At 72.3% G+C, this 19,370-nt stretch carries 18 protein-coding genes; 5 read left to right on the top strand and 13 right to left on the bottom strand.

Going from position 1 to position 19,370, the window contains the following annotated elements; genetic code table 11:
• Positions 1 to 88 precede the first annotated feature (88 nt).
• From L1857_RS03325 to L1857_RS03305, 5 genes are all read right to left on the bottom strand, one after another.
• A complete protein-coding gene (locus tag L1857_RS03325) occupies positions 89 to 1,081 on the bottom strand; it encodes an ABC transporter substrate-binding protein (protein ID WP_116109785.1) in 993 nt (330 codons plus the stop codon).
• Complete coding sequence (locus L1857_RS03320) at positions 1,074 to 1,895, bottom strand: ABC transporter permease (protein ID WP_094003504.1); 822 nt, start codon at positions 1,893 to 1,895, stop codon at positions 1,074 to 1,076. The genes L1857_RS03325 and L1857_RS03320 overlap by 8 nt, the downstream gene beginning before the upstream one ends.
• Complete coding sequence (locus L1857_RS03315) at positions 1,892 to 2,650, bottom strand: ABC transporter ATP-binding protein (RefSeq protein ID WP_116109784.1); 759 nt, start codon at positions 2,648 to 2,650, stop codon at positions 1,892 to 1,894. The genes L1857_RS03320 and L1857_RS03315 overlap by 4 nt, the downstream gene beginning before the upstream one ends.
• Positions 2,647 to 3,570 (bottom strand): DUF6282 family protein, encoded by a 924-nt coding sequence (locus L1857_RS03310; protein WP_116109783.1) that lies wholly within the window; start codon positions 3,568 to 3,570, stop codon positions 2,647 to 2,649. Before L1857_RS03310 ends, L1857_RS03315 begins: the two co-directional genes overlap by 4 nt.
• 70 nt (positions 3,571 to 3,640) lie before the next feature.
• On the bottom strand, positions 3,641 to 4,285 hold the full coding sequence (locus tag L1857_RS03305; RefSeq protein WP_094003501.1) for a GntR family transcriptional regulator: 645 nt from the start codon (positions 4,283 to 4,285) through the stop codon (positions 3,641 to 3,643).
• Between the two features lie 88 nt (positions 4,286 to 4,373).
• Between L1857_RS03305 and L1857_RS03300 the strand changes: the two genes are divergently transcribed.
• A complete protein-coding gene (locus tag L1857_RS03300) occupies positions 4,374 to 5,162 on the top strand; it encodes a DUF1932 domain-containing protein (RefSeq protein ID WP_094003500.1) in 789 nt (262 codons plus the stop codon).
• On the opposite strand, the gene L1857_RS03295 is transcribed toward L1857_RS03300, so the two are convergent.
• Genes L1857_RS03295 through L1857_RS03280 form a run of 4 tightly spaced genes read right to left on the bottom strand, consistent with a single transcriptional unit; the run spans position 5,090 to position 11,990 of the window.
• Complete coding sequence (locus L1857_RS03295) at positions 5,090 to 6,241, bottom strand: GAF domain-containing sensor histidine kinase (protein WP_094003499.1); 1,152 nt, start codon at positions 6,239 to 6,241, stop codon at positions 5,090 to 5,092. The two genes, L1857_RS03300 and L1857_RS03295, sit on opposite strands and share 73 nt — an antisense overlap.
• A gap of 8 nt (positions 6,242 to 6,249) precedes the next feature.
• Positions 6,250 to 9,498 carry a thiol reductant ABC exporter subunit CydD gene (gene cydD / locus L1857_RS03290; protein WP_249464422.1) on the bottom strand — a complete coding sequence of 1,083 codons (3,249 nt, stop codon included), beginning with the start codon at positions 9,496 to 9,498 and terminating at the stop codon, positions 6,250 to 6,252.
• Positions 9,495 to 10,502 carry a cytochrome d ubiquinol oxidase subunit II gene (gene cydB, locus L1857_RS03285; RefSeq protein WP_094003497.1) on the bottom strand — a complete coding sequence of 336 codons (1,008 nt, stop codon included), beginning with the start codon at positions 10,500 to 10,502 and terminating at the stop codon, positions 9,495 to 9,497. Before cydB ends, cydD begins: the two co-directional genes overlap by 4 nt.
• Before the next feature lie 9 nt (positions 10,503 to 10,511).
• Positions 10,512 to 11,990 carry a cytochrome ubiquinol oxidase subunit I gene (locus tag L1857_RS03280; RefSeq protein ID WP_094003496.1) on the bottom strand — a complete coding sequence of 493 codons (1,479 nt, stop codon included), beginning with the start codon at positions 11,988 to 11,990 and terminating at the stop codon, positions 10,512 to 10,514.
• Positions 11,991 to 12,401: 411 nt separating this feature from the next.
• Here L1857_RS03280 and L1857_RS03275 point away from each other — a divergent pair, with 411 nt between their 5' ends.
• Complete coding sequence (locus L1857_RS03275; RefSeq protein WP_094003566.1) at positions 12,402 to 12,989, top strand: TMEM165/GDT1 family protein; 588 nt, start codon at positions 12,402 to 12,404, stop codon at positions 12,987 to 12,989.
• A 185-nt stretch (positions 12,990 to 13,174) separates the two neighbouring features.
• Here the strand turns inward: L1857_RS03275 and L1857_RS03270 are convergent, their stop codons facing one another.
• The 3 genes from L1857_RS03270 to L1857_RS03260 form a co-directional block, all read right to left on the bottom strand.
• Positions 13,175 to 13,810, bottom strand: coding sequence for a helix-turn-helix domain-containing protein (locus tag L1857_RS03270; protein ID WP_116109780.1), 636 nt, complete (start codon positions 13,808 to 13,810; stop codon positions 13,175 to 13,177).
• The gene (locus L1857_RS03265; RefSeq protein ID WP_275895887.1) at positions 13,810 to 14,664 is read right to left on the bottom strand and encodes a hypothetical protein; all 855 of its coding nucleotides are present in this window, start codon (positions 14,662 to 14,664) and stop codon (positions 13,810 to 13,812) included. Before L1857_RS03265 ends, L1857_RS03270 begins: the two co-directional genes overlap by 1 nt.
• A gap of 69 nt (positions 14,665 to 14,733) precedes the next feature.
• A complete protein-coding gene (locus tag L1857_RS03260) occupies positions 14,734 to 15,774 on the bottom strand; it encodes a hypothetical protein (protein ID WP_249464419.1) in 1,041 nt (346 codons plus the stop codon).
• Between the two features lie 92 nt (positions 15,775 to 15,866).
• Here L1857_RS03260 and L1857_RS03255 point away from each other — a divergent pair, with 92 nt between their 5' ends.
• On the top strand, positions 15,867 to 16,658 hold the full coding sequence (locus L1857_RS03255) for a DUF2470 domain-containing protein (protein WP_094003492.1): 792 nt from the start codon (positions 15,867 to 15,869) through the stop codon (positions 16,656 to 16,658).
• Between the two features lie 91 nt (positions 16,659 to 16,749).
• Here L1857_RS03255 and L1857_RS03250 read toward each other — a convergent pair whose 3' ends face one another.
• Positions 16,750 to 17,208, bottom strand: a complete 459-nt coding sequence (locus tag L1857_RS03250; protein ID WP_116109777.1) for a PPOX class F420-dependent oxidoreductase — start codon at positions 17,206 to 17,208, stop codon at positions 16,750 to 16,752.
• Between the two features lie 60 nt (positions 17,209 to 17,268).
• Between L1857_RS03250 and L1857_RS03245 the strand changes: the two genes are divergently transcribed.
• Together L1857_RS03245 and L1857_RS03240 are read left to right on the top strand one after the other, a co-directional pair.
• Positions 17,269 to 18,033, top strand: a complete 765-nt coding sequence (locus L1857_RS03245; RefSeq protein WP_116109842.1) for a CPBP family intramembrane glutamic endopeptidase — start codon at positions 17,269 to 17,271, stop codon at positions 18,031 to 18,033.
• Positions 18,034 to 18,070: 37 nt separating this feature from the next.
• On the top strand, positions 18,071 to 19,261 hold the full coding sequence (locus tag L1857_RS03240; protein WP_249467362.1) for an arginine deiminase: 1,191 nt from the start codon (positions 18,071 to 18,073) through the stop codon (positions 19,259 to 19,261).
• Positions 19,262 to 19,370: the final 109 nt, after the last annotated feature.

Here is a 19,370-nt window from a genome sequence, read left to right as displayed (position 1 = left end):
CGAGCGTGGAACTCGCGCGCGGGAGCGTGGAACTCGCGCCCCCGAACGTGGGACTCGCGCGCCCGAGCGTGGGACTCGCGCGTGGGTGTTAGAGCAACACGGCGCCGTAGTCCGGGGCCGTCTTCACCAGTCCGCTGTCCAGGTGGAACTTCCGCGCGGTGTCGTACGAGGTCTGCTGGACGTCCGGGGACACCGGGATCTCGTGCCGCAGGATGGGCAGCAACGCGTCCAGCGCCGCCGGATCCGTCGACTTCAGGTACTGCCCGAGCAGCTCGCGAGCGCCGGCCGGGTCGCCGTGCACGTCGGCCAGCGCCCGTCCCATCGCCCGCTGGAACGCGGCGAACTCGTCCTTCTTGCGGGCCAGCAGCTTCCGGGTGCTGAACACGCAGCCGTGCAACGCTCCCGTCAGGCTCGGCACGTCCCCGGCCGCCGGCGAGATGTGGATGCGCCCGGCGCCGGCCGCCTCCGCCTGCTGCCCGATCGGCTGGAAGAACGCCAGCGCGTCCACCCGGTTCGACTTGAGGGCACCGATCGCGGACGTCGCGGCGCTGCCCAGGTTCACCAGCGTCGCGTCGGTTTCGGCGTTGCGGCCGATGCTGCCGAACAGGTACTTCACCAGCGCCTCGGTGCCGCTGCCCGGCCCGGTGATGCCGATGTTCTTCCCCACCAGCGCGCGGATCTTCTCCTCCAGCGACCCCGCCTCCGGGAACGACGGCGGCACCACGATGTCCACGTAGTACTCGGTCACCAGGCTCGTCACGATCCGCGTGCCGTCGTCGATCTTGGCCAGGTTGAACGCGTCCGTGATGACCCCGGCGCCGAGGTCGATGCTGCCCGACTTGAGCGCCGCCGCCACCTTCGCGCCGGTGCTCAGCCGGGGGCGCTCGCCCAGAGTCAGGCCTTCGGCCGCGAAGTAGCCGCGCTTCTCCGCGATGAACAGCGGGAAGAACGCCGCCGAATCGCTGATCTGGCCGACGTTGAGCACGCCGGAGGGTGTGGTCGACTCACGCGTCGCGCACGCCCCCGCCAGCAGCAGCGGGCTCGCGGCAAGCGCTTTCAGGAACGTCCGCCGGTCACCCATCGATCGGCTTCCAGCGGTTGACGCGACGGCCGATCAGCCCGACCAGGACGTTGAGCAGCCCCGCCACGACGCTCAGCACGACCAGCGTGGCGAACACCCCGGCGGTGTCGAACTGCGCCGCCGCGTCGTTGATCAGGTAACCCAGCCCGCGGTTGGACGCAACCAGCTCCCCGATCACCGCCCCGATCAACGCGTACGGGATCGCCACCTTGAGCCCGGTGAGCACCCCGGTCATCGACGCCGGCAGCACGACCTTGCGTGCGATGTCCCGCCGGTTGCCACCCATCAGGCGCACCGCGTCGACCAGCCCGCGGTCGACCTCGCGCACGCCGGCCGCGGTGTTGAGGAACACCAGGAAGAACACCGTCGCCGCGGCGAGCAGCACCTTCATGTGCATCCCGATGCCGAACCACACGATGAACAGCGGCGCGAGCGCGACCTTCGGGATCGAGTACAGCGCCATCATGAACGGGTCGAGCACGCGGTAGAGCAGGTTCAGCGACGCCAGCACGAACCCGGCGATCGCGCCCGTCACCGCGCCGAGCAGGAACCCGTAGACGATCTCCTGCACGGTGATCCAGGTGTTCGTCCACAGTGTCCCGTCGGCGCTCCACTCGCCGAGCCGCCGGACGATGTCGCTGGGCTTGCTGGTGAACGTGCTGTCGATCCAGCGGTCCGCGGCGATCTGCCACAGCACCAGGAACGCGGCCAGCAACGCGACGCGCAGCGCCCACACCGTGGTCGTGGTGCCGTTGCGCTGCCACCAGGTGCGGTCCACGCTGACCCGCACGGGCCCGGTTGCGGTGAGGGTCATGCGACGGCCTCCTTCAGGGCTCCGGCGAGTTCCCGGTGCAGCGCCACGAACTCCGGATCCACCCGCAGGTCGTCGGCCGAGCGGGGGCGGGCGAGGGTGATCGGGCGGTCGAGCAGGATCGTGCCGAGCGAGCCGAGCACGACGACCCGGTCGCCGAGCAGCAGCGCCTCCTCGATGTCGTGCGTCACGAACACGACGGTCTGGCCGCTGCCCTGCCACAGCCGCAGCAGCTCCTCCTGCAGTTCGGTGCGCAGCTGCGCGTCGAGCGCGCCGAACGGCTCGTCCATCAGCAGGGTTTCCGGCGCGCCTGCCAGCATCCGCGCCAGGCTCGCGCGGCGCCGCATGCCGCCGGACAGCTCACGCGGGTAGTGCTTCTCGAACCCGCTCAGGCCGACGCGCCGCACCAGGTCGAGCGCGGTCTCCCGGCGCGTGTGCGCGTCCACTCCCCTGATCTCCAGCGGCATTTCCACGTTGCGCAGCACGTCCCGCCACGGCATCAGCGTGTCGTGCTGGGTCAGGTAGCCGATGCTCGTGTCCGGCCCGGTGAGCCTGCGGTCGTGGTACCGGATCTCGCCGGTGCTCGGTTCGGTCAGCCCGGCGAGCAGGTTGAGCAGTGTGGACTTGCCGCACCCGCTGCGGCCGAGCAGGGTCACGAAGCTGCCCGGCTCGATGTCGAGGCTGAACTCGCGGAGCGCGACCACAGCCGAGTCGTCCTTGACGAACTGCTTGGTGATCGCGTCCGCGGTGAGGCTCATGCGTCCGCCCCCACCAGGCGGCGGCTGTTCACGACGATCATCGTGTGCACCTCGTCCGCGGTGAAGCCGTACTCCAGCAACCGGTCCGCGGCCAGGGCGAGGCCGTGCTCGACCGGCGGGTTGAACGGCTGCCCCAGGTCGCTGGAGATCACCGAGTGCTCCGGGCCGGTCGCGCGGATGTTGCCGAGCCAGACGTCCCAGCTCACCTTGCCGGTGTAGGGCGTGGTCAAGCAGCGTTCCAGCAGCGCGCCCTTCTCGGCCAGCGCGCGCTGCCGCTCGATGCCGATGCGCTGCGAGGTGAACTCGGGGTGGGTCACGACGATCCGCCGCACCCCCTCCTCGATCGCGGCGTCGATCACCGCGGCCGACTCGTCCTGGTGCAGGTGGCCGGTCGCGAGCGTCATGTCGTGCTTGGCGACCAGGCTGAGCACCTGGCGGGTCTTCTCCAGCACCTTGCCGTCGGCGTCCAGCACGTCCACCGGGTCCGCGGCCATTCCCGCGGCGGCGAGGTCGGCCTGCACCTGCGCCCACATCGGCGGTTTCGCGCCCTCGGGCTCGCGGGCCTGGCACTGCCGCTGGTTGGCGCTGTCCACGGTGGGCAGCCAGACGAACGTGGCGCCGCCGCGGCCGGCGATCTCGACCGCGATCGGGTTCATGCCGCCGACCGAGGCGTTGAGCGTGATCGCGCCGCGGGCGTCGATGCCGGGGCGGGCCCGGTTGACGACCGCGGCGCGTTCGGCCGTGGGCAGGTAGTGGGATTTCAGGACGAAGCCGGCGAGCCCGGCTTCGGCGAAGCGCTCGGCGAGCGTCAGGTCGTCGATCCGCCGTCGCATCACGTCCGGCGCGACGTGGATGTGCACGTCATAGGCGCCGCGGACGAGGTCTCGGGCACGTTGGGTGGGTACCGGGTGGTCTGCCATGCCGCTCCTTTGCGCCATTTTGCTCGCCAAGATTGTTAACAATTATGGCGGCAAGCGTCAAGGGTACGGCTCAGGACTGTTCGGCTTCGCGCAGCGCCTCGATGACGCTGCTCAGGTGCTTCCGGATCGCCGCCGCGGCGGCGGCCGGGTCGTGGGCGCAGATGGCGTCGATGATCGCCAGGTGCTCGGGCAGCGAGACCGACGGCCGGCCGGGGCGCATGGCCAGCCGGAACTGGTGCCGCACGCTCTGCGCCCGCAGCCGCTCCAGCACCTGGCCCGCCGTGTGCTGACCGGAGATCTCCCGCACCCGGCGGTGCAGCTCCTGGTTCAGCCCCGAGTACCCCATCACGTCCCCGGACGCGACGGCCTTGCGCATCGCCTTGCCGAGGGCCTTCAGCTCGCGGATCTCCTCGCCGGTGACGCGCTCGGCGGCCTTCTCCGCACACAGGCTCTCCACCACCATGCGCACCTCGGAGATCTCGATGGCCTCCTCCAGCGACACGGCCCGCACCCGCGCGCCGCGGTTCTGCACCCGTTCGACCAGGCCTTCGTTGGCGAGTTCGAGCAGCGCGATGCGGACGTTGGCGCGGCTCGCGGCGAACTGCGCGGACAGGTCGGCCTCCACCAGCCGCTGGTTGGGCACGAACTCACCCCGGATGATCGCTTCGCGGATGGCGTCCACCACCGGCTTCTCGACTTCGGCCCGCTCTCCCACGCCCGCTCCCCGCGCTCGGTTTGTTGACAATTTTGTCGTGAACATCGTCTACTCGGAATGGTAGTCGGTTGTCGAGGAGGAGCCCGTTATGACCGTTGTCGCCGTTCTCGGTCTCGGGGAGGCGGGCAGTGAGTTCGCCCGCGACCTGCGGGCGGCCGGAGCCGTGGTGCGCGGGTACGACCCGGTGGTGCCGTCGGAGTTCTCCGCCGAAGCCGACGCCGCCGAGGACGCGGACCTGGTGCTCAGCGTCAACAGCTCGGCCGCCGCGGTCGGCGCGCTGCGGGCCGGCCTGCCGAAGGTCAGTGGCGTCTGGGCCGACCTGAACACCGCCTCCCCCGGCAAGAAGCGTGAGCTCGCCGCGATCGCCGCCGACGCCGGGATCGGCTTCGCCGACGTCGCGATCATGGCCCCCGTCCCCGGCCGCGGACTGCGCGTGCCGATGCTCGCCAGCGGTCCGGCGGCGGACGCGGTGTCGAAGCTGCTGGGCGCGCTCGGCGCGTCGGTCGAGGTGCTGCCCGGCGAGGCGGGGGTGGCGGCGGAGCGGAAGCTGCTGCGGAGCGTGTTCTTCAAGGGCATGTCGGCCGCCGTGGTCGAGGCGCTGGAGGCCGCCCGCGCGGCGGGGGTCGAGGACTGGCTGCGCGGGGTGATCGTCGACGAGCTGACGCGCGCCGACGAGTCCACGGTGGAGCGTCTGGTGACCGGCAGCGTCAAGCACGCCAGGCGCCGCACCGACGAGATGGCCGCCGCCGCGGAGATGCTGGGCGAACTGGGGGTCGCGGCCGACGTGGCGGCGGCGTCCCGCGATCAGCTGGCCCGCTTGTCCAGCGGCAGCTCGAACGCCACCAGCGTGCCCAGGCTCGGCGAGGAGTTGAGGTAGAACTTCCCGCCCGCGCGCTGGGCGCGTTCCTCCAGGTGCCGCAGGCCACGGGTCTGCACGTCCTGCGGCACGCCGGCGCCGTTGTCGCGGACGCGCAGCTTCACCCCGTCGGTGTCGCGCACCAGCGTCACCCTGGTCTCGCTCGCCCCGGAGTGCCGGACCACATTGGACAGTGCCTCGCGCAGCGCGGCGCGGATGTGGTCGGCCCGCTCGGCGGGGATGTCGGCCAGCTCGCCGGACAGCTCCAGCGTGGGCGGGAAGCCGAGCAGCTCCCCCGCGATCCGCACCTCGGCGCGCGCCGACTCGGCCAGGTCGGTGGCCGGCGGTTTCTCCGCCGTCGCGGGCTCCGGGGACCGCAGCTCGCGCACGGTGTGCCGGATCTCCTCGATGGTCTGGTCGAGCTGGTCGATGGCCTCGCCGAGCCGGGTCGCGTCGGTCGAGGCGAACCGCTTGCGCATCCGGCGGCGCACCCGGTCCAGCTGCATGCCCGCCGCGTACAACCGCTGCACGATCACGTCGTGCAGCTCGCGGGCGATGCGCTCGCGCTCCTGGTAGAGCGTGATCCGGTGCCGGTCGTTCGCGGCCTCGGCCAGCGCCAGCACGACGCCGACCTGCGCGGCGAACGCGGTCAGCACCTCGACGGTGGCTTCGTCGAACGGCCGCCCGGACCGCTCCCGGTACACCGCGAGCGCGCCCAGCACCCGCCCGCCGGAGCCGAACGGCGCGGCGGCGAACGGGCCGAACCGGCGCAGCTCGGCCGGCACGTACGGGGCCGTGCGCGGATCGGTGGTCATGTCGTCGGCAACCACCGTGACCCCGCCGCGGGCGACCTGCCCGGCCGCGGACTCGGCGGGCAGCACCACGCCGCGCGGGTCCTCGTTGTGCGTGCCGTAGGCGGCTTCGACGGACACCTTGCCGTCGTCCGCGCGGACCATCACCAGGCACAGGTCGGCCCCGGCCAGCTCGGCGGCCTGGTGCACGACCGAGTCCAGGACCGCGTCGGGGTCGCCGCCGGACAGGGCGGCGGTGGTGATCTCCGTGGCCGCGGACAGCGCGCGGGCGGCGAGGGTGGGTTCCATGAGCAGGGTCAAGCGTAGCCGCCTTCCAGGGCCGGCATCCGCACGCTGACACGCCCGTCACGCACGTCGAGGACGAGGTCGGCCTCGGCCGCCTCCTCGGCGTGGTGGGTGACGTGCACGACCGTACGGCCGGCCAGGGCGGTACGCAGGTTGGCCCGCAGCCGGCGGGCCGTCGGCTCGTCGAGGTGCGCGGTCGGCTCGTCGAGCAGGACGAGGTCCGCCCGCGGGGCCGCGACCAGCGCCCGCGCGACCGCGAGCCGTTGCGCCTGACCGCCGGACAGGCCGCTGCCGGCGTCGCCGAGGACGGTGTCCAGCGGCAGGTCCAGGCAGGCCAGGCGCAGGGCTTCGCGCAGCCGGTCGTCGTCGGCGTGCGGGTCGGCCAGGCGCAGGTTCTCCGCGACCGTCGTCGAAACGAGCTGCGGTTCCTGGGGCGCCCAGGCCACCTCGGCGGCGGTGGTCAGGCGTCCGCGCTGGGCGGGCAGGAACCCGAGCAGCGCGGCGAGCAGGGTCGACTTGCCGGCACCCGACGGGCCGACGACGGCGACGTGCGTGCCCGCCGGGATCCGCAGGTCCACGTCCCGCAGCACGGGGGTGGTCCAGCCGAGGTCGGCGTGCTCGAAGGCGATCGGGCCGTGTGCCACGGGCGGCTGCGGCTGCGAGCGCTCGACGTCGGCGATCCGGTCCATCGACGTGCGCAGCGGGTCCCAGTGCTGGGCCACCGGCGGCAGCATCGCGAGGACCTCGGCCAGGGCCAGCGGCACCAGGGCGAGGACGGGCGCGAGCACCGGGTCGATGCCCGAGCCCGCGGCCAGGCCGACCCCGGCGACCGCGGCCGCCCCGGTGACCAGCGTGATCAAGGCGTCGGCCGCGCCCGCCCCGAACGCCTGCCGCCGGGCCTGGTGAGCCAGCCGGTCGTCGGCGCGCGCGAGGTCTTTCCGGCGGCGGCGGTGCGCGCCGAACGCGATCAGCTCGGCGGCGGCGCCGAACAGGCCGAGCACCTGGGCGCTGACCGTCCGGCGCCCCTCGGCGAGCGCGGTGGTCGCCCGGCGCTCCAGCCGCAGCGCGAGCGCGGGCGCGGCGAGGGCGCCGACCAGCACGGCGGCGGCGAGCACGAGCCCGGCCACCGGCAGCAGGATCGTCTGCACGGCGATCGCCCCGGCCAGCACCAGCACCGCGACCAGCGGCGGGGTCACCACGCGCGGCAGCAGGTCGCGAACGGTGTCGACGTCGGCAACCAGCCGCCGCTGCCCCTCGCCGAACCGCAGGCCGAGCGTGCGGGCGGGGCCGAGCCGGACGAGCCCCCGCCACAGGCGGACCCGCAGCTGCCCGGCGATGCGGAACGCGGCGTCGTGCGTGATCAGCCGCTCCAGGTAGCGCAGCACCGCGCGGCCGAGCCCGAAAGCCCGCACCCCGACGACCGCGACGGTCAGCGTCAGGATCGGCGGCTGGAACGACGCCTTGGCGATGAGCCAGCCCGAGGTCGCGGTCAGCGCCACCCCGGCGAGCAACGCGAGCGCCCCGACCGCGGCGCCGCCGACGAACCGGCGACTCACCACTCCCCGGAGCGGCTGCGGCTCCGCGGCGTCGGCAACCGTGACGTGCGGCGCGGTCGTCGCCGCGTGTGTGGCCGGCAGGTGGGTTTCCCGGTGGTGCGCGGCCAGGAGGACGGCGGTGCCCAGCGGCAGGGTGGACGCGATGGCGGCCTCGACCAGCGCGGCGTTGGCGGCGTCCTGGTGCGCGGTGGGCTCGTCGAGCAGCAGGAGCCACGCGCCGTGCCGGACGCGCAGCAGCGCCCGCGCGACCGCGACCCGCTGGCGCTGTCCGGTGGACAGTTCGTGGACCGGCGCGTCGGCCAGCCCGGCGAGGTTGAGTTCGATGAGCAGCGCATCGACCTCGACCGGGTCAGGCGGCTGGTCCAGCGCGAGGTCCAGCTCGGCCCGCACGGTGCCGCCGGTGAACGCCGGGTTCTGCGGCACCCACGCGATGTCCCGCCGGAAAGCCGACATGTCGACCTCGCTCAGCGGGACACCGTCGATCAGCACCGTCCCGGCGGAGGGCCGCACGAAGCCGAGCAGGACGGCGAGCGTCGTCGACTTGCCAGCGCCACTCGGTGAATCGAGCCGGGTCAGCGTGCCGGGGCGCAGCGTGAACGTCTCGCCGTCCGGCGCGAAACCCCCGCGCCGCGCCACCCGCAGACCCGCGACCCGCACCTCACCCCGGCCGGGAATCGCGGTGCCCTCCGGCGCGACCGGTTCGGCGAGCACGTCGGTGACGCGGCGGACCGCCTCCACCCCGTCCTCGCTGGCGTGGAAGGCCGCACCGACCGCCCGCAACGGCTGGTAGCACTCGGGCGCCAGGATCAGCACGCCGAGCCCGATCGCGAGGGACAGGTCACCGCCCACCAGCCGCACGCCGATGACCACGGCGACCAGCGCGACCGACAGCGTCGCCGCCAGCTCCAGCACGAACGCCGAGGAGAACGCGACCTTCAACGTCTTCAGGGTCGCCCGCCGGTGCTTCTCCGACACCCGCCGCACCGCTTCGGCCTGCGCCTCCGCGCGGCGGAACGCGGCCAAAACCGGCAGCGCGCGCACGAGTTCCAGCAGGTGGCCGGACATCCGCTGCAGCGCGTCGGTCGCGGCCGCCGACCGGTCGGCGGTGTACTTGCCGACGAGGATCGCGAACATCGGCAGCAACGGCACGGTCAGCGCGATGATCACCGCGGACGGCCAGTCCGCGAACAGCACGGCCGCACCCGCGCCGAGCGGCACCACGGCGGCGGTGACCAGCGCGGGCAGGTACTCGGTGAAGTAGGCGTCCAGCGCGTCCAGGCCCTTGGTGGTCACCGCGGTCAGCTCGCCCGGCCCACGGCGCGCGATCCACTCCGGCCCGAGCCGCAGCGCGTGGTCGACGACCTTGGCCCGCAGCTCCTCCTTGGCCCCGGCCGCGGCCCGCGCGGCGACCACCCGCAGCGCCCACGCGATCAGCGCGCGTCCGACGACCACCCCGCCCAGCGCGACCAGCCGGCCGGCGGTGATGTCGTGCCCGGCGACCACCGCGGCACACACCGAGGCGAGCAGGAAGGCCTGCGCCACCAGCGCCGCGGCGTTGCCGAGCGCGAGCAGCCCGGAGAGGGCGAGCGCCCGGCGCGCCGCCGCGGACAACAAGGGCAGCGCGCCGAGCGGACCCTTTCCCGGACGCGTGGTGTCCGCTGCGGACACCGATGCGGGAAGGACGGAGCGTCCGGGAAAGCTCATGGGGTGTGCACCGGCGGGATGTGGGCGGCGCTGATCCGCTTGCGGAACACCCAGTACGTCCAGCCCTGGTAGACCAGCACGGCGGGGGCGCCGAACGCGCCGACCCAGGTGATCACCTCGAGCGTGTACGGGCTGGACGCGGTTTCCGCGACGGTCAGCGAGTTGGCCGGGTCGAGCGTCGAGGGCAGCACGTCCGGGTAGAGCGACCCGAACAGCGTGACCACGGCCGCGGCGATGGTGACGCCCAGCGCGGCGAAGGCCTGCCCGTCCCGGTCGGCCACCAGCTTGCGCCAGGCGACCACCGCGGCCACCACCGCGACGGCAAGCGCCACGAGTGTCCACAGTGCACCCGACCGCCACTGCACGACCGCCAGCAGGGCGAACAGCGGCAGCAACGCGACCGGCAGCGCGCGGACGGCGAACAGCCGCGCCCGCTCCCGCAGGTCACCCGCGGTCTTGAGCGCCAGGAACGCCGCGCCGTGCACCAGCGCGAACCCGACCACCGCGAGCGCGCCGAGCAGCGTGTCCCAGCGGACCGACTCGAACGCGCCGCCGATCCGGTTGCCGTGCTCGTCCAGCGGCAGGCCGAGGACCGTGGTGGTCAGGATGAGGCCGACGCCCAGCGGCGGGATCCACGAGCCGAGCACGATGACGCGGTCCCAGTTGCGGCGCCAGCGTGCCGAGTCCACCTTGCCGCGGTACTCGAACGCCACCCCGCGGCCGATGAGCGCGAGCAGCACCAGCAGCAGCGGCAGGTAGGTGGCCGAGAACAGTGACGCGTACCAGCTGGGGAAGGCCGCGAACATCGCGCCGGCGGCGACGATCAGCCAGACCTCGTTGCCGTCCCACACCGGGCCGATCGTGTTGATCATGACCCGCCGTTCGGTGTTGTCGCGGCCGAGGACCGGCAGCAGCATGCCGACGCCGAAGTCGAAGCCCTCCAGGAACAGGTACCCCAGCCAGAAGGCGACGATGATGCAGAACCAGATCGTTTCCAGGCTCATGGCCGTCCCCTAGTAGGCGAAGGCAAGTTCGTCCTTGCCCTCGTTGTCGGTCTTCTCGGGCGGGATCACACCGTCGATGCCGCCGCGGACGTACTTGCGGATCAAGAACACCTCCACCACGCCGAGCACGGCGTAGAGGCTGGTCAGCGCGATCAGCGAGGTCCACACCTCACCGGTGGAGATCCGCGACACGGCCTGCGCGGTGAACATCCACACACCGTCCACACCGGACGGGTTGGGCACCACGACGAACGGCTGGCGGCCCATCTCGGTGAAGATCCAGCCCGCACTGTTGCCGATGAACGGCGTCGCGATGCTCAGCAGCGCCAGGCGCGGGAACCACTTCGTGTCCGGGATCCGGTTCTTGCGGGTCAGCCACAGTGCCAGCAATCCGGTGCCCGCTGAGATCGCGCCGAAGCCGATCATGATCCGGAAGCCCCAGTAGGTCACCGGGAGGTTCGGCACGTAGTCGATCGGTTTGCCGGCCAGCTCGCCGAGCTGCGGGTCGTCCGGGTAGTTCGTGCCGTAGCGGGCCTGGTACTCGGTCACCAGGTCCTCGACGCCCTTGACCTCGGTGCTGAAGTCGTTGTGCGCGAGGAAGGACAGCAGCGCGGGCACGTTGAACGTCTTGACGTCCTCGCAGTTCTCCGAGGTGACGTCGCCGATCGCGATGATCGAGAAGCTGGCCGGCTGCTCGGTGTGGCAGAGCGCCTCGGCCGAGGCCATCTTCATCGGCTGCTGCTCGAACATCAGCTTGCCCTGGAAGTCGCCGGTGATCGCCAGCACCGCGAACGCGACGATGCCGGTCCAGCCGCCGAGGCGGATCGACGACCGCCACACCGCGCGGTGCTCGTCGTCGGTCTTGCGCTTGCGCCACAGGTGCCAGGCGGCGATGCCGACCAGGAACGCCGCGGCGACGGAGAACGCGCCGGCGATGGTGTGCGGGATCGCGGCGAGCGCGGTGTTGTTGGTGAGCACCGCCCAGATCGAGTTCAGCGTCGGCCTGCCGTCGACGATCTCGGCGCCGACCGGGTGCTGCATCCACGAGTTCGCGGCGAGGATGAAGTACGCGGAGGCGATCGTGGCCAGCGAGAACGCCCAGGCGCAGGCCAAGTGCACCTTCTTCGGCAGCCGGTCCCAGCCGAAGATCCACAGGCCGAGGAACGTCGACTCGACGAAGAAGGCGACCAGGCCCTCCATCGCCAGTGGCGCCCCGAACACGTCACCGACGAAGCGGGAGTAGGCGTTCCAGTTCATCCCGAACTGGAACTCCTGGACGATGCCGGTCACCACGCCCATGGCGAAGTTGACCAGCAGGAGCTTCCCCCAGAACTTGGTCATCTGGTAGTAGCGCTGCTCACCGGTGCGGACCCAGGCGGTCTGCATCCCCGCGACGAGGACCGACAGTCCGATGGTGAGCGGGACCATGAGGAAGTGGTAGACGGTGGTGATCCCGAACTGCCACCGCGCCAGCTGGAGCACGTCCACGTCATTCAGACTGCTCGCTTCCGTGGTCCGGCATCAGGTCCCGCGGTCCTGATCGTGCCGGGACCAAGGTCCCGGTGCCCAACGCGGCTTTGACAAGCGAGGCGCTCGTTCCGAATCAAGCGCGGTGACCGGCACCACAGGCCTTGCGAACCACTTCACGAATACCTCGACAACAATCCCCGGTCACCCGCCGCCATCGCCGCGCGACGGGCTATCCGACCAGGATTGACGACCGGTTCTTCCCCAGCTCAAGGCAGGTTTCGGTGCGGCGAAGAAAAAACTGCGCCCGAGCCAGAAGTAATTCTGGCGAACCGAAAACCGGCAATTCGCGAAACCGATCTGCTGGCAATTGCCGGAACTCCCCTTTATCGTTGCAGTGAAAGGGGAGTGGAAATCACCGTGAGTACCGCACTGCTGGCGCTGCTGAGCGCGTACGTGCTCGTCCTGGCCGTGGAGCTGCCGGACAAGACGATGATCGCCACCCTCGTGCTGACCACCCGCTTCCGCGCGTGGCCGGTCCTGCTCGGGGTTTCCCTCGCGTTCGCCGTGCAGTCCACGATCGCGGTGCTGTTCGGCCGGGCGCTCACCCTGCTACCGGACGGCCTGGTCGCGGCGGTCGTCGCGGCGTTGTTCGGGCTCGGGGCCTTCCTGCTGTTGCGCGAGGGCTTCTCCGCGGCCGACGAGAGCGGCGAGGACGCGGCGCGCCAAGGGGTGAAGCCGGTGACGTTCCTGCGCTCCGCGGCCACGTCGTTCGGCGTGCTGTTCGCCGCCGAGTGGGGCGACGCGTCCCAGCTGGCGACCGCCGGGCTGACCGCCCGGTACGGCCACCCGCTGATGGTCGGCGCCGGCTCGCTGCTCGCCCTGATCACGGTCGCCTCGGTCGCGGTGTTCATCGGGCACAAGGTGCGCGGCCGCCTCAAGCCGAAGCTGCTGCAGCGCATCGCCGGGTTCGCGTTCGCGGTGTTCGCCCTGCTGGCGGTCGTGCAGGCCTTCGCCTAGGTCGTCAGCGCGATCGTCGCCCGGCGGACCGCGGGCCAGTACGTCCGCCGGGCTCGCGCAACAGCAACGGGCACGTCCGCGGCTACCTGGTGGTGCGCGGCGAACGCATCGCCGCGACCCGATCCGGACCACGAGGCCGAGCACCGGCAGTACGAGGCGGCGGCCGCCGAATACCGCCGCGCGCGTTAACCGCCGCGCAGCGCCTCGGCGACCGCGGCGGCGGCGTCCACCACCTGGGGGCCCACGGTTTCGGCGTTGAGCGGGCCCAGCGCGATCACGCCGACGACCGCCCGCAGGCCCGGCACGCCGCGCACCGGCGCGGCGACGCCCGAGGTCCCGCGCTGGGGTTCGCCGGTGACCGCCGCCCAGCCCCGGCTCCCGCGACGCAGGGTCAGCGCCTTGCCCGCGGCGCCGACACCGATCGGGTGGCGGGCGCCGACCCGGTAGGACACGTGGAAGTCGGTCCACGAGGGCTCGACCGTCACCACCGATTCGACCAGGTCACCCTCGGCGATCGACAGGTGCGCGGTCGCGCCGGCCTTCTCCGCCAGCTCGCGCAGCGCCGGACGCGCGGCTTCCCGCAGCTGCGGGACCACCTGCCCGGCCAGCCGCAGCACGCCGATGCCCAGCCGGACCTTGCTGCCGTCGCGCCACACCAGCCCACGCGCGGCCAGCGGCACCAGCAACCGGTAGACGGCGGCGCGGCTGGCGCCGATCGCGACGGCCAGCTCGGAGATCGTGGCCGCGTCGCCGTCGGCGTCGGCCACGGCCTGCAGCAACGCCAGGCCGCGGTCGAGGGTCAGCGAGCCTTCGGCGCTCACTACAGCAGGCCGAGCGCCTCGAGGTCGGTGATCGGTGCCTCGAAGCTGTCGCAGGCGTAGGACGCGAAGAGCGCGCGCACGGCCTTCGCGGCCGGTTCGGACAGCGACTTCGCCTCCGCGGCGAGGGCCTCGCCGTCGGTGGAGGCGAGCGCGTCGCGGACGTCACCGCCGGAGAGGCTGCGCGCCACCGCGACGAGCAGGTTGAGGAAGCCGTGGTGGGTGATGTTGTTGTCCGGATCGTCGTGCCGGACCGCGCGGTGCAGACTGTTGGTCGCCTTGAAGGAGGCGCCGGGCGAGCCGGACAGCACCGCGAGGAAGTCGGCGACCTCGTCGATGCTGGGGAAGTTCTCGCTGGACTGGCCGCCGCAGCGGATCTTGGGCCAGCTGCCGTGCTCGATCACGCGCCGCACGCCGTCGAGCCAGCCCACGCCCCGGCGCGGCTCGACCACGCGGATCACGTCCTCGGGCACGAACTCCGAGACGCGCTCCAGCCACACCTCGTCGACGTCCGAGGGCGCCGGCATCTCGACCATGCGCAGCGACAGCAGCTCGCTGCGGGACTCGACGATCGAGATCGCCTTAGGCACGCCGCCCAGACCGGTGTCGATGATCAGCGACAGCGGCAACGGCTGCTTCGGCTTGATCTTGATCAGCTCGGTGATCAGCTCCGGCAGGCGCGACGCCTGGCACAGGAAGACGCCGAGCAGGCCCGCGTGGTCGCCCTCGCGGCCGGCCAGGTAGTTCCGCAGCGCGTCCGGCATGGTGGCCGTGCCGGGTGGGAAGAGCGCCGAGTCGTCTACGAGCCGTGCGAAGAGGGGCGGAATTCCGCGGGGGCCGGGGGGCGTGAGTTCCACAGCGCTTGACACATGGGACACGCTAGTAGCGTACGGGGACCGGACAACCACGTACGCCCCCCGGACAGTTCACCGCAGGTTCACCAGCCCGAGAACGGGATACCCGGGCAGGCCGGCCACGGCTTTCGTGCCCCGTTCCGGCGTCCCCAGCAGCCACAACCGCTGGGTGTCGCGCACGTTGACCAGCAGGTCGAGCGGCGCCCGCTGGAACAGCACGCGCGCTTCGCCGTCCGCGAGCATCACCCGGCCCTCCGCCTTGCCCGTGCCGCCCGCGGCGTTCGGCGTGATCACGGTGTCCAGGGTCGCGTGGAGTTCCTGCCAGGGCCGCTCCTTCACCGCCGTGGACAGCGTCACCGTGCGCACCGGCAGCATCAGGCCGGCGACGGCGTAGAGCACGGCCAGAACGGTCACGAAACCACCCGTGTACGGCAGGTCGAGATAGGCCTGGTTCACCACCAAGAGCCCCGCCGCGAGCAGCAGGAAGAACCCGGCCATCCCCCACGACCGCCGCCGGGTCTCACGCAGGAACGTGGTCACCACCGGGTCCCGCAGTGCCGCCACCATCGGCCGGGGCTGCGCGGGCGGCTCCACCGAGCCCGGCGCCGGCGCGGTGGTGATCCGGCCGAACCGCCCGGTGAACCCGCCGGGCAGGCCGACCAGCACGCGGCCGCGCGGGTCCGGGCCGACGAAGTACACGCGCCGCAGGCCGGCCAGCAGGATCCGCTTCGACTCCGGCAGCCGCACGACCAGCCAGCGCGGTTCGGGCCCGGGCAGCGCGACGCTGACCTTCGACCCGGCCACCAGCAACTGTCCCGGACCGGGGGTGAGCACGACCGCCGGGTACGCGAGCAGCCGCCCGCACGGCAGCACCCGGAAGACCAGCAGCCACAGCTGGTACCCGGCGACCGCCGCGAAGAACGCCGCGAGGCCGGCCGACGGCGCGTCGGTGGTCAGGGCCAGCAGCAGCCCGGCCGCCACGACGATGACGACCGTCGAGCCGATCAGACGACTGCGCTGCTTCTCGACGATCTCGACTTCGAGCGAGTCCGCAGCGGCCGGTTCGCCGGGGCGCGGCTCGTAGGCGAGCACGCGTTGCTGGGTGGGTTCCACACCTCCGAGTCGATCAGGCGACCAGCGGTGTTACCGCTCCACTTCCCTTCGTCGATCACTCAGGTTAGGCTCACCTAAGTAGGAGGTGGCCAGTGACCGAGATCCGACGTCCGCCCGCACCCAGCCCCGCCGAGCGCGCGAAGACCATCGCCGTGCGGAACGGCCCCGGCGCGCTGCTGCCCACCGCGGGCGACCCGACCGGCAGCGATCGCGTGGTGCCCGAGCTCCACCACGTCCACCCCAGCGGCAGCGTCAGCGTCCTGCTGCCGGACGACCACCCACTGCTGGCCCGCACCAGCGCGGCGGACCGCGGCGAGCTGGCCGTGGTGTTCGAACTCGCCGACCACGCGCCGGTCGACCTGCGGGAACCCGTCCGCGGGCTGCTGTGGATCACCGGCTGGCTGCGGCACCTCAGCCCGGAGTCGGCCCGCGCCAGGGCGGTGTCGATCGCCGAGACGCGGCCCGATCCGCGCCTGCTGGACCTCGGCCACGGCCTGAGCCTGTTGCGGCTCACGCCAGCCTCACTCGTCCTAGCCGACGCCGAGGGCACCCACTCGCTGCGGCCGCACATGTTCAACGCCGCCGCGGCGGATCCGTTCGCCGGCTACGAGTCCGGCTGGCTGCGGCACCTGGAAAGCGATCATCCCGACGTCGTCGGCCAGCTCGCCCGGCACATCCCGGAGGAACTGCGCGGCGGCCGGATCCGCCCGCTGGGCCTGGACCAGTTCGGGCTGCGGCTGCGGGTCGAGTCCGGCGACGGCGACCACGACGTGCGCCTGGCCTTCGCCCAGCCGGTGCACAGCCCGGCGCAGCTGAGCATCGAGCTGCGGCGGCTGGTCGGCTGCCCGTTCCTGGCGAAGAACCAGATGCGCGTCCAGCCCTGACGCAGCACACGAACGCAGAACTCGCCTGCACGAACGCAGAACTCGCGCGCACGAGCGTGGGACTCGCGCGCGGGAGGGTGGGACTCGCGGGTCAGGCGAGTTCGGGCGGGAAACCGCCGGTCGCGATCGGGCCCCAGCGCTCGATGGTGACGCGGATGAGGGCCTTGTTCTGCTTGACCATCGCCTCGCGGTACTCGTCCCAGTCCGGGTGCTCGCCCGAGATCGACCGGAAGTACTCCACCAGCGGCTCGACCGCGTCGGGCACGTCCAGCACCTCGGCCCGGCCGTCGAACTGCACCCACGGCCCGTTCCACTCGTCGGAGATCACGCACGCCGACACGGCCGGGGTGCGGCGGGCGTTGCGGGTCTTGGCGCGCTGCGGGTAGGTCGCCACGACGAAGCGGCCCTCCGGGTCGATCCCGGCGGTGACCGGGGACAGCTGCGGGGTGCCGTCGGCGCGCGTGGTCATCAGGATCGCGCGGTGCCGCGGCCGGAGGAACTCCAGCAGCTCGGCACGGTCCACGCGGTCCGCGGTAGCAATCTTGGCCATGTCACCAGACGGTAGCGTGCGGACGTGCTCCGCTCCTGGCTCCGCCCCGAACGTCCCGCGCTGCCCGAACCGGTGGACGCCGCGACGGCACGTCGGCTGAAGATCGAGCTGGTCGTCGTCTTCTCGATCACGCTGGGCCTGTCCGGCGCGCGCAGCCTGCTGTCGCTGATCGACTCGCTGCTGCAGCCGGAACCGCTGTCCGACCAGCAGGTCGCGCTGAACGTCCCGCAGCGCGCCGCCGACCTGCTGGACCTGCTCGCCCAGCTGCTGTCCGCGGTGCAGCTCGTCGGGTGGGGCGCGCTCGGCGCGTACCTGCTGTGGCGCGGCGGGATGAAGCTGGCCGAGGTGGGCCTGGACCGCGACCGCCCCGGCCGGGACCTGCTGTGGGGCGCCGGGCTGGCCGCGTTGATCGGCGTTCCGGGTCTGGTGCTGTACTTCGTCGGCTGGAAGCTCGGGGTCAACCTCGCGGTCGTCCCGTCCCGGCTGGACGACACCTGGTGGCGCCCGATCGCGCTGACGTTGTCCGCGTTCGGCAACGCCTTCGCCGAGGAAGTGCTGGTCGTCGGCTACCTGCTGACCCGGCTGCGGCAGCTGGCCTGGCGCGAGAACACCGCGCTGGTCGCCGCCGCCGTGCTGCGCGGGTCCTACCACCTCTACCAGGGCTTCGGCGGGTTCGTCGGCAACTTCGTCATGGGCCTGGTGTTCGGCCGCGTGTGGCAGCGGACCAACCGGCTGGTGCCGCTGGTCGTCGCGCACACGCTGCTCGACGTGGTGTCGTTCGTCGGGTACTCGCTGCTGCGCGGACACGTCAGCTGGCTGCCCTGACCATTACGCTCAGCCCGTGACCACCGAAACCCCCAGGGTGGACAGCGAGGTCGGCCCGCTGCGCGCCGTCCTGCTCCACCGGCCGGGCAACGAGCTCACCAGGCTCACCCCGCGCAACAACGACAAACTGCTGTTCGACTCGATCCCGTGGGTCGGCCGCGCCCAGGAGGAACACGACGCGTTCGCCGGGGTCCTGCGCGGCCGCGGCGTCGAGGTGCTCCTGCTGGCCGACGTGCTGCGGGAGGCGCTGGCCGATCCGCGCGCGCACGCCGCGGGGGTGCACGCCGCGGTCGACGACCGGCGCCTGGGCGAGGACCTGGGGGACGCGCTGCGCTCGCACCTGTCCGATGTGGACGCGACGACGCTGGCCGAGGTCCTGATGGCCGGCCTGACGTTCGAGGAGCTGCCCGCCGCCGAGGGCGCGTCGCTGGTCCGCAAGATCCACCACCCGCACGACTTCGCGGTCGACCCGCTGCCGAACCTGCTGTTCACCCGCGACTCGTCGGTGTGGATCGCGGACCGGGTGGCGATCTCGTCGCTGGCGATGCCGGCCCGTCGCCGCGAGACCGCGCTGCTCGACCTCGTCTACGCCTACCACCCGCGGTTCGCCCACGCCTCGCGTGCCTACGGCGCCCATTCGGCGCCGGTCGAGGGCGGGGACGTGCTGCTGCTCGCGCCGGGCGTGCTGGCCGTCGGCATCGGCGAGCGCACCACGGCCGCCGGCGCGGAGTCGCTGGCGCGCTCGCTGTTCGCCGACGACATCGCCCACACCGTGCTCGCGGTGCCGATCGCGCAGGCCCGCGCCACGATGCACCTGGACACCGTCTGCACGATGGTCGCGCCGGACGCCGTGGTGATGTACCCGCTGGCCCGCGACGAGCTGGTGGCGTTCACGCTGCGCCCGGACGGCGACGGCTCGCTGCGCGTGGACGGCCCGCAGCCGTTCCTGCACGCCGCGGCCGAGGCGATGGGCATCGAGAAGCTGCGCGTGATCGACACCGGCCTCGACCCGGTGACCGCGGAACGCGAGCAGTGGGACGACGGCAACAACACGCTGGCGCTGGCGCCCGGCGTGGTGGTGGGCTACGAGCGCAACGTGGAGACCAACGCGCGACTCGCGGACGCCGGCATCGAGGTGCTGGCCATCGCCGGTTCCGAGCTGGGCTCCGGCCGGGGCGGGCCGCGCTGCATGTCGTGCCCCGTCGTCCGCGACCCGATCGTGAATTAGGAAAGGCTAAGCTGAATTAGCACGCCCTAAATAAGCACTTCCTAATCTCGGTAAGCCTACCCAAACGAAAGGGGAATCACCAGGTCCGAATGGTTAACGATCAGCGAAA

This window comes from Amycolatopsis thermalba (assembly GCF_023376025.1).
GTDB lineage: Bacteria > Actinomycetota > Actinomycetes > Mycobacteriales > Pseudonocardiaceae > Amycolatopsis_E > Amycolatopsis_E thermalba.
This window is presented reverse-complemented; position numbering and strand designations above follow the sequence as displayed.

Coding starts and splice junctions, on each gene's coding strand:
- L1857_RS03315 (WP_116109784.1), bottom strand. CDS start 2,650: ATGAGCCTCACCGCGGACGCGATCACCAAGCAGTTCGTCAAGGACGAC.
- cydD (WP_249464422.1), bottom strand. CDS start 9,498: ATGAGCTTTCCCGGACGCTCCGTCCTTCCCGCATCGGTGTCCGCAGCG.
- L1857_RS03295 (WP_094003499.1), bottom strand. CDS start 6,241: ATGGAACCCACCCTCGCCGCCCGCGCGCTGTCCGCGGCCACGGAGATC.
- L1857_RS03320 (WP_094003504.1), bottom strand. CDS start 1,895: ATGACCCTCACCGCAACCGGGCCCGTGCGGGTCAGCGTGGACCGCACC.
- cydB (WP_094003497.1), bottom strand. CDS start 10,502: ATGAGCCTGGAAACGATCTGGTTCTGCATCATCGTCGCCTTCTGGCTG.
- L1857_RS03310 (WP_116109783.1), bottom strand. CDS start 3,570: ATGGCAGACCACCCGGTACCCACCCAACGTGCCCGAGACCTCGTCCGC.
- L1857_RS03300 (WP_094003500.1), top strand. CDS start 4,374: ATGACCGTTGTCGCCGTTCTCGGTCTCGGGGAGGCGGGCAGTGAGTTC.
- L1857_RS03250 (WP_116109777.1), bottom strand. CDS start 17,208: ATGGCCAAGATTGCTACCGCGGACCGCGTGGACCGTGCCGAGCTGCTG.
- L1857_RS03325 (WP_116109785.1), bottom strand. CDS start 1,081: ATGGGTGACCGGCGGACGTTCCTGAAAGCGCTTGCCGCGAGCCCGCTG.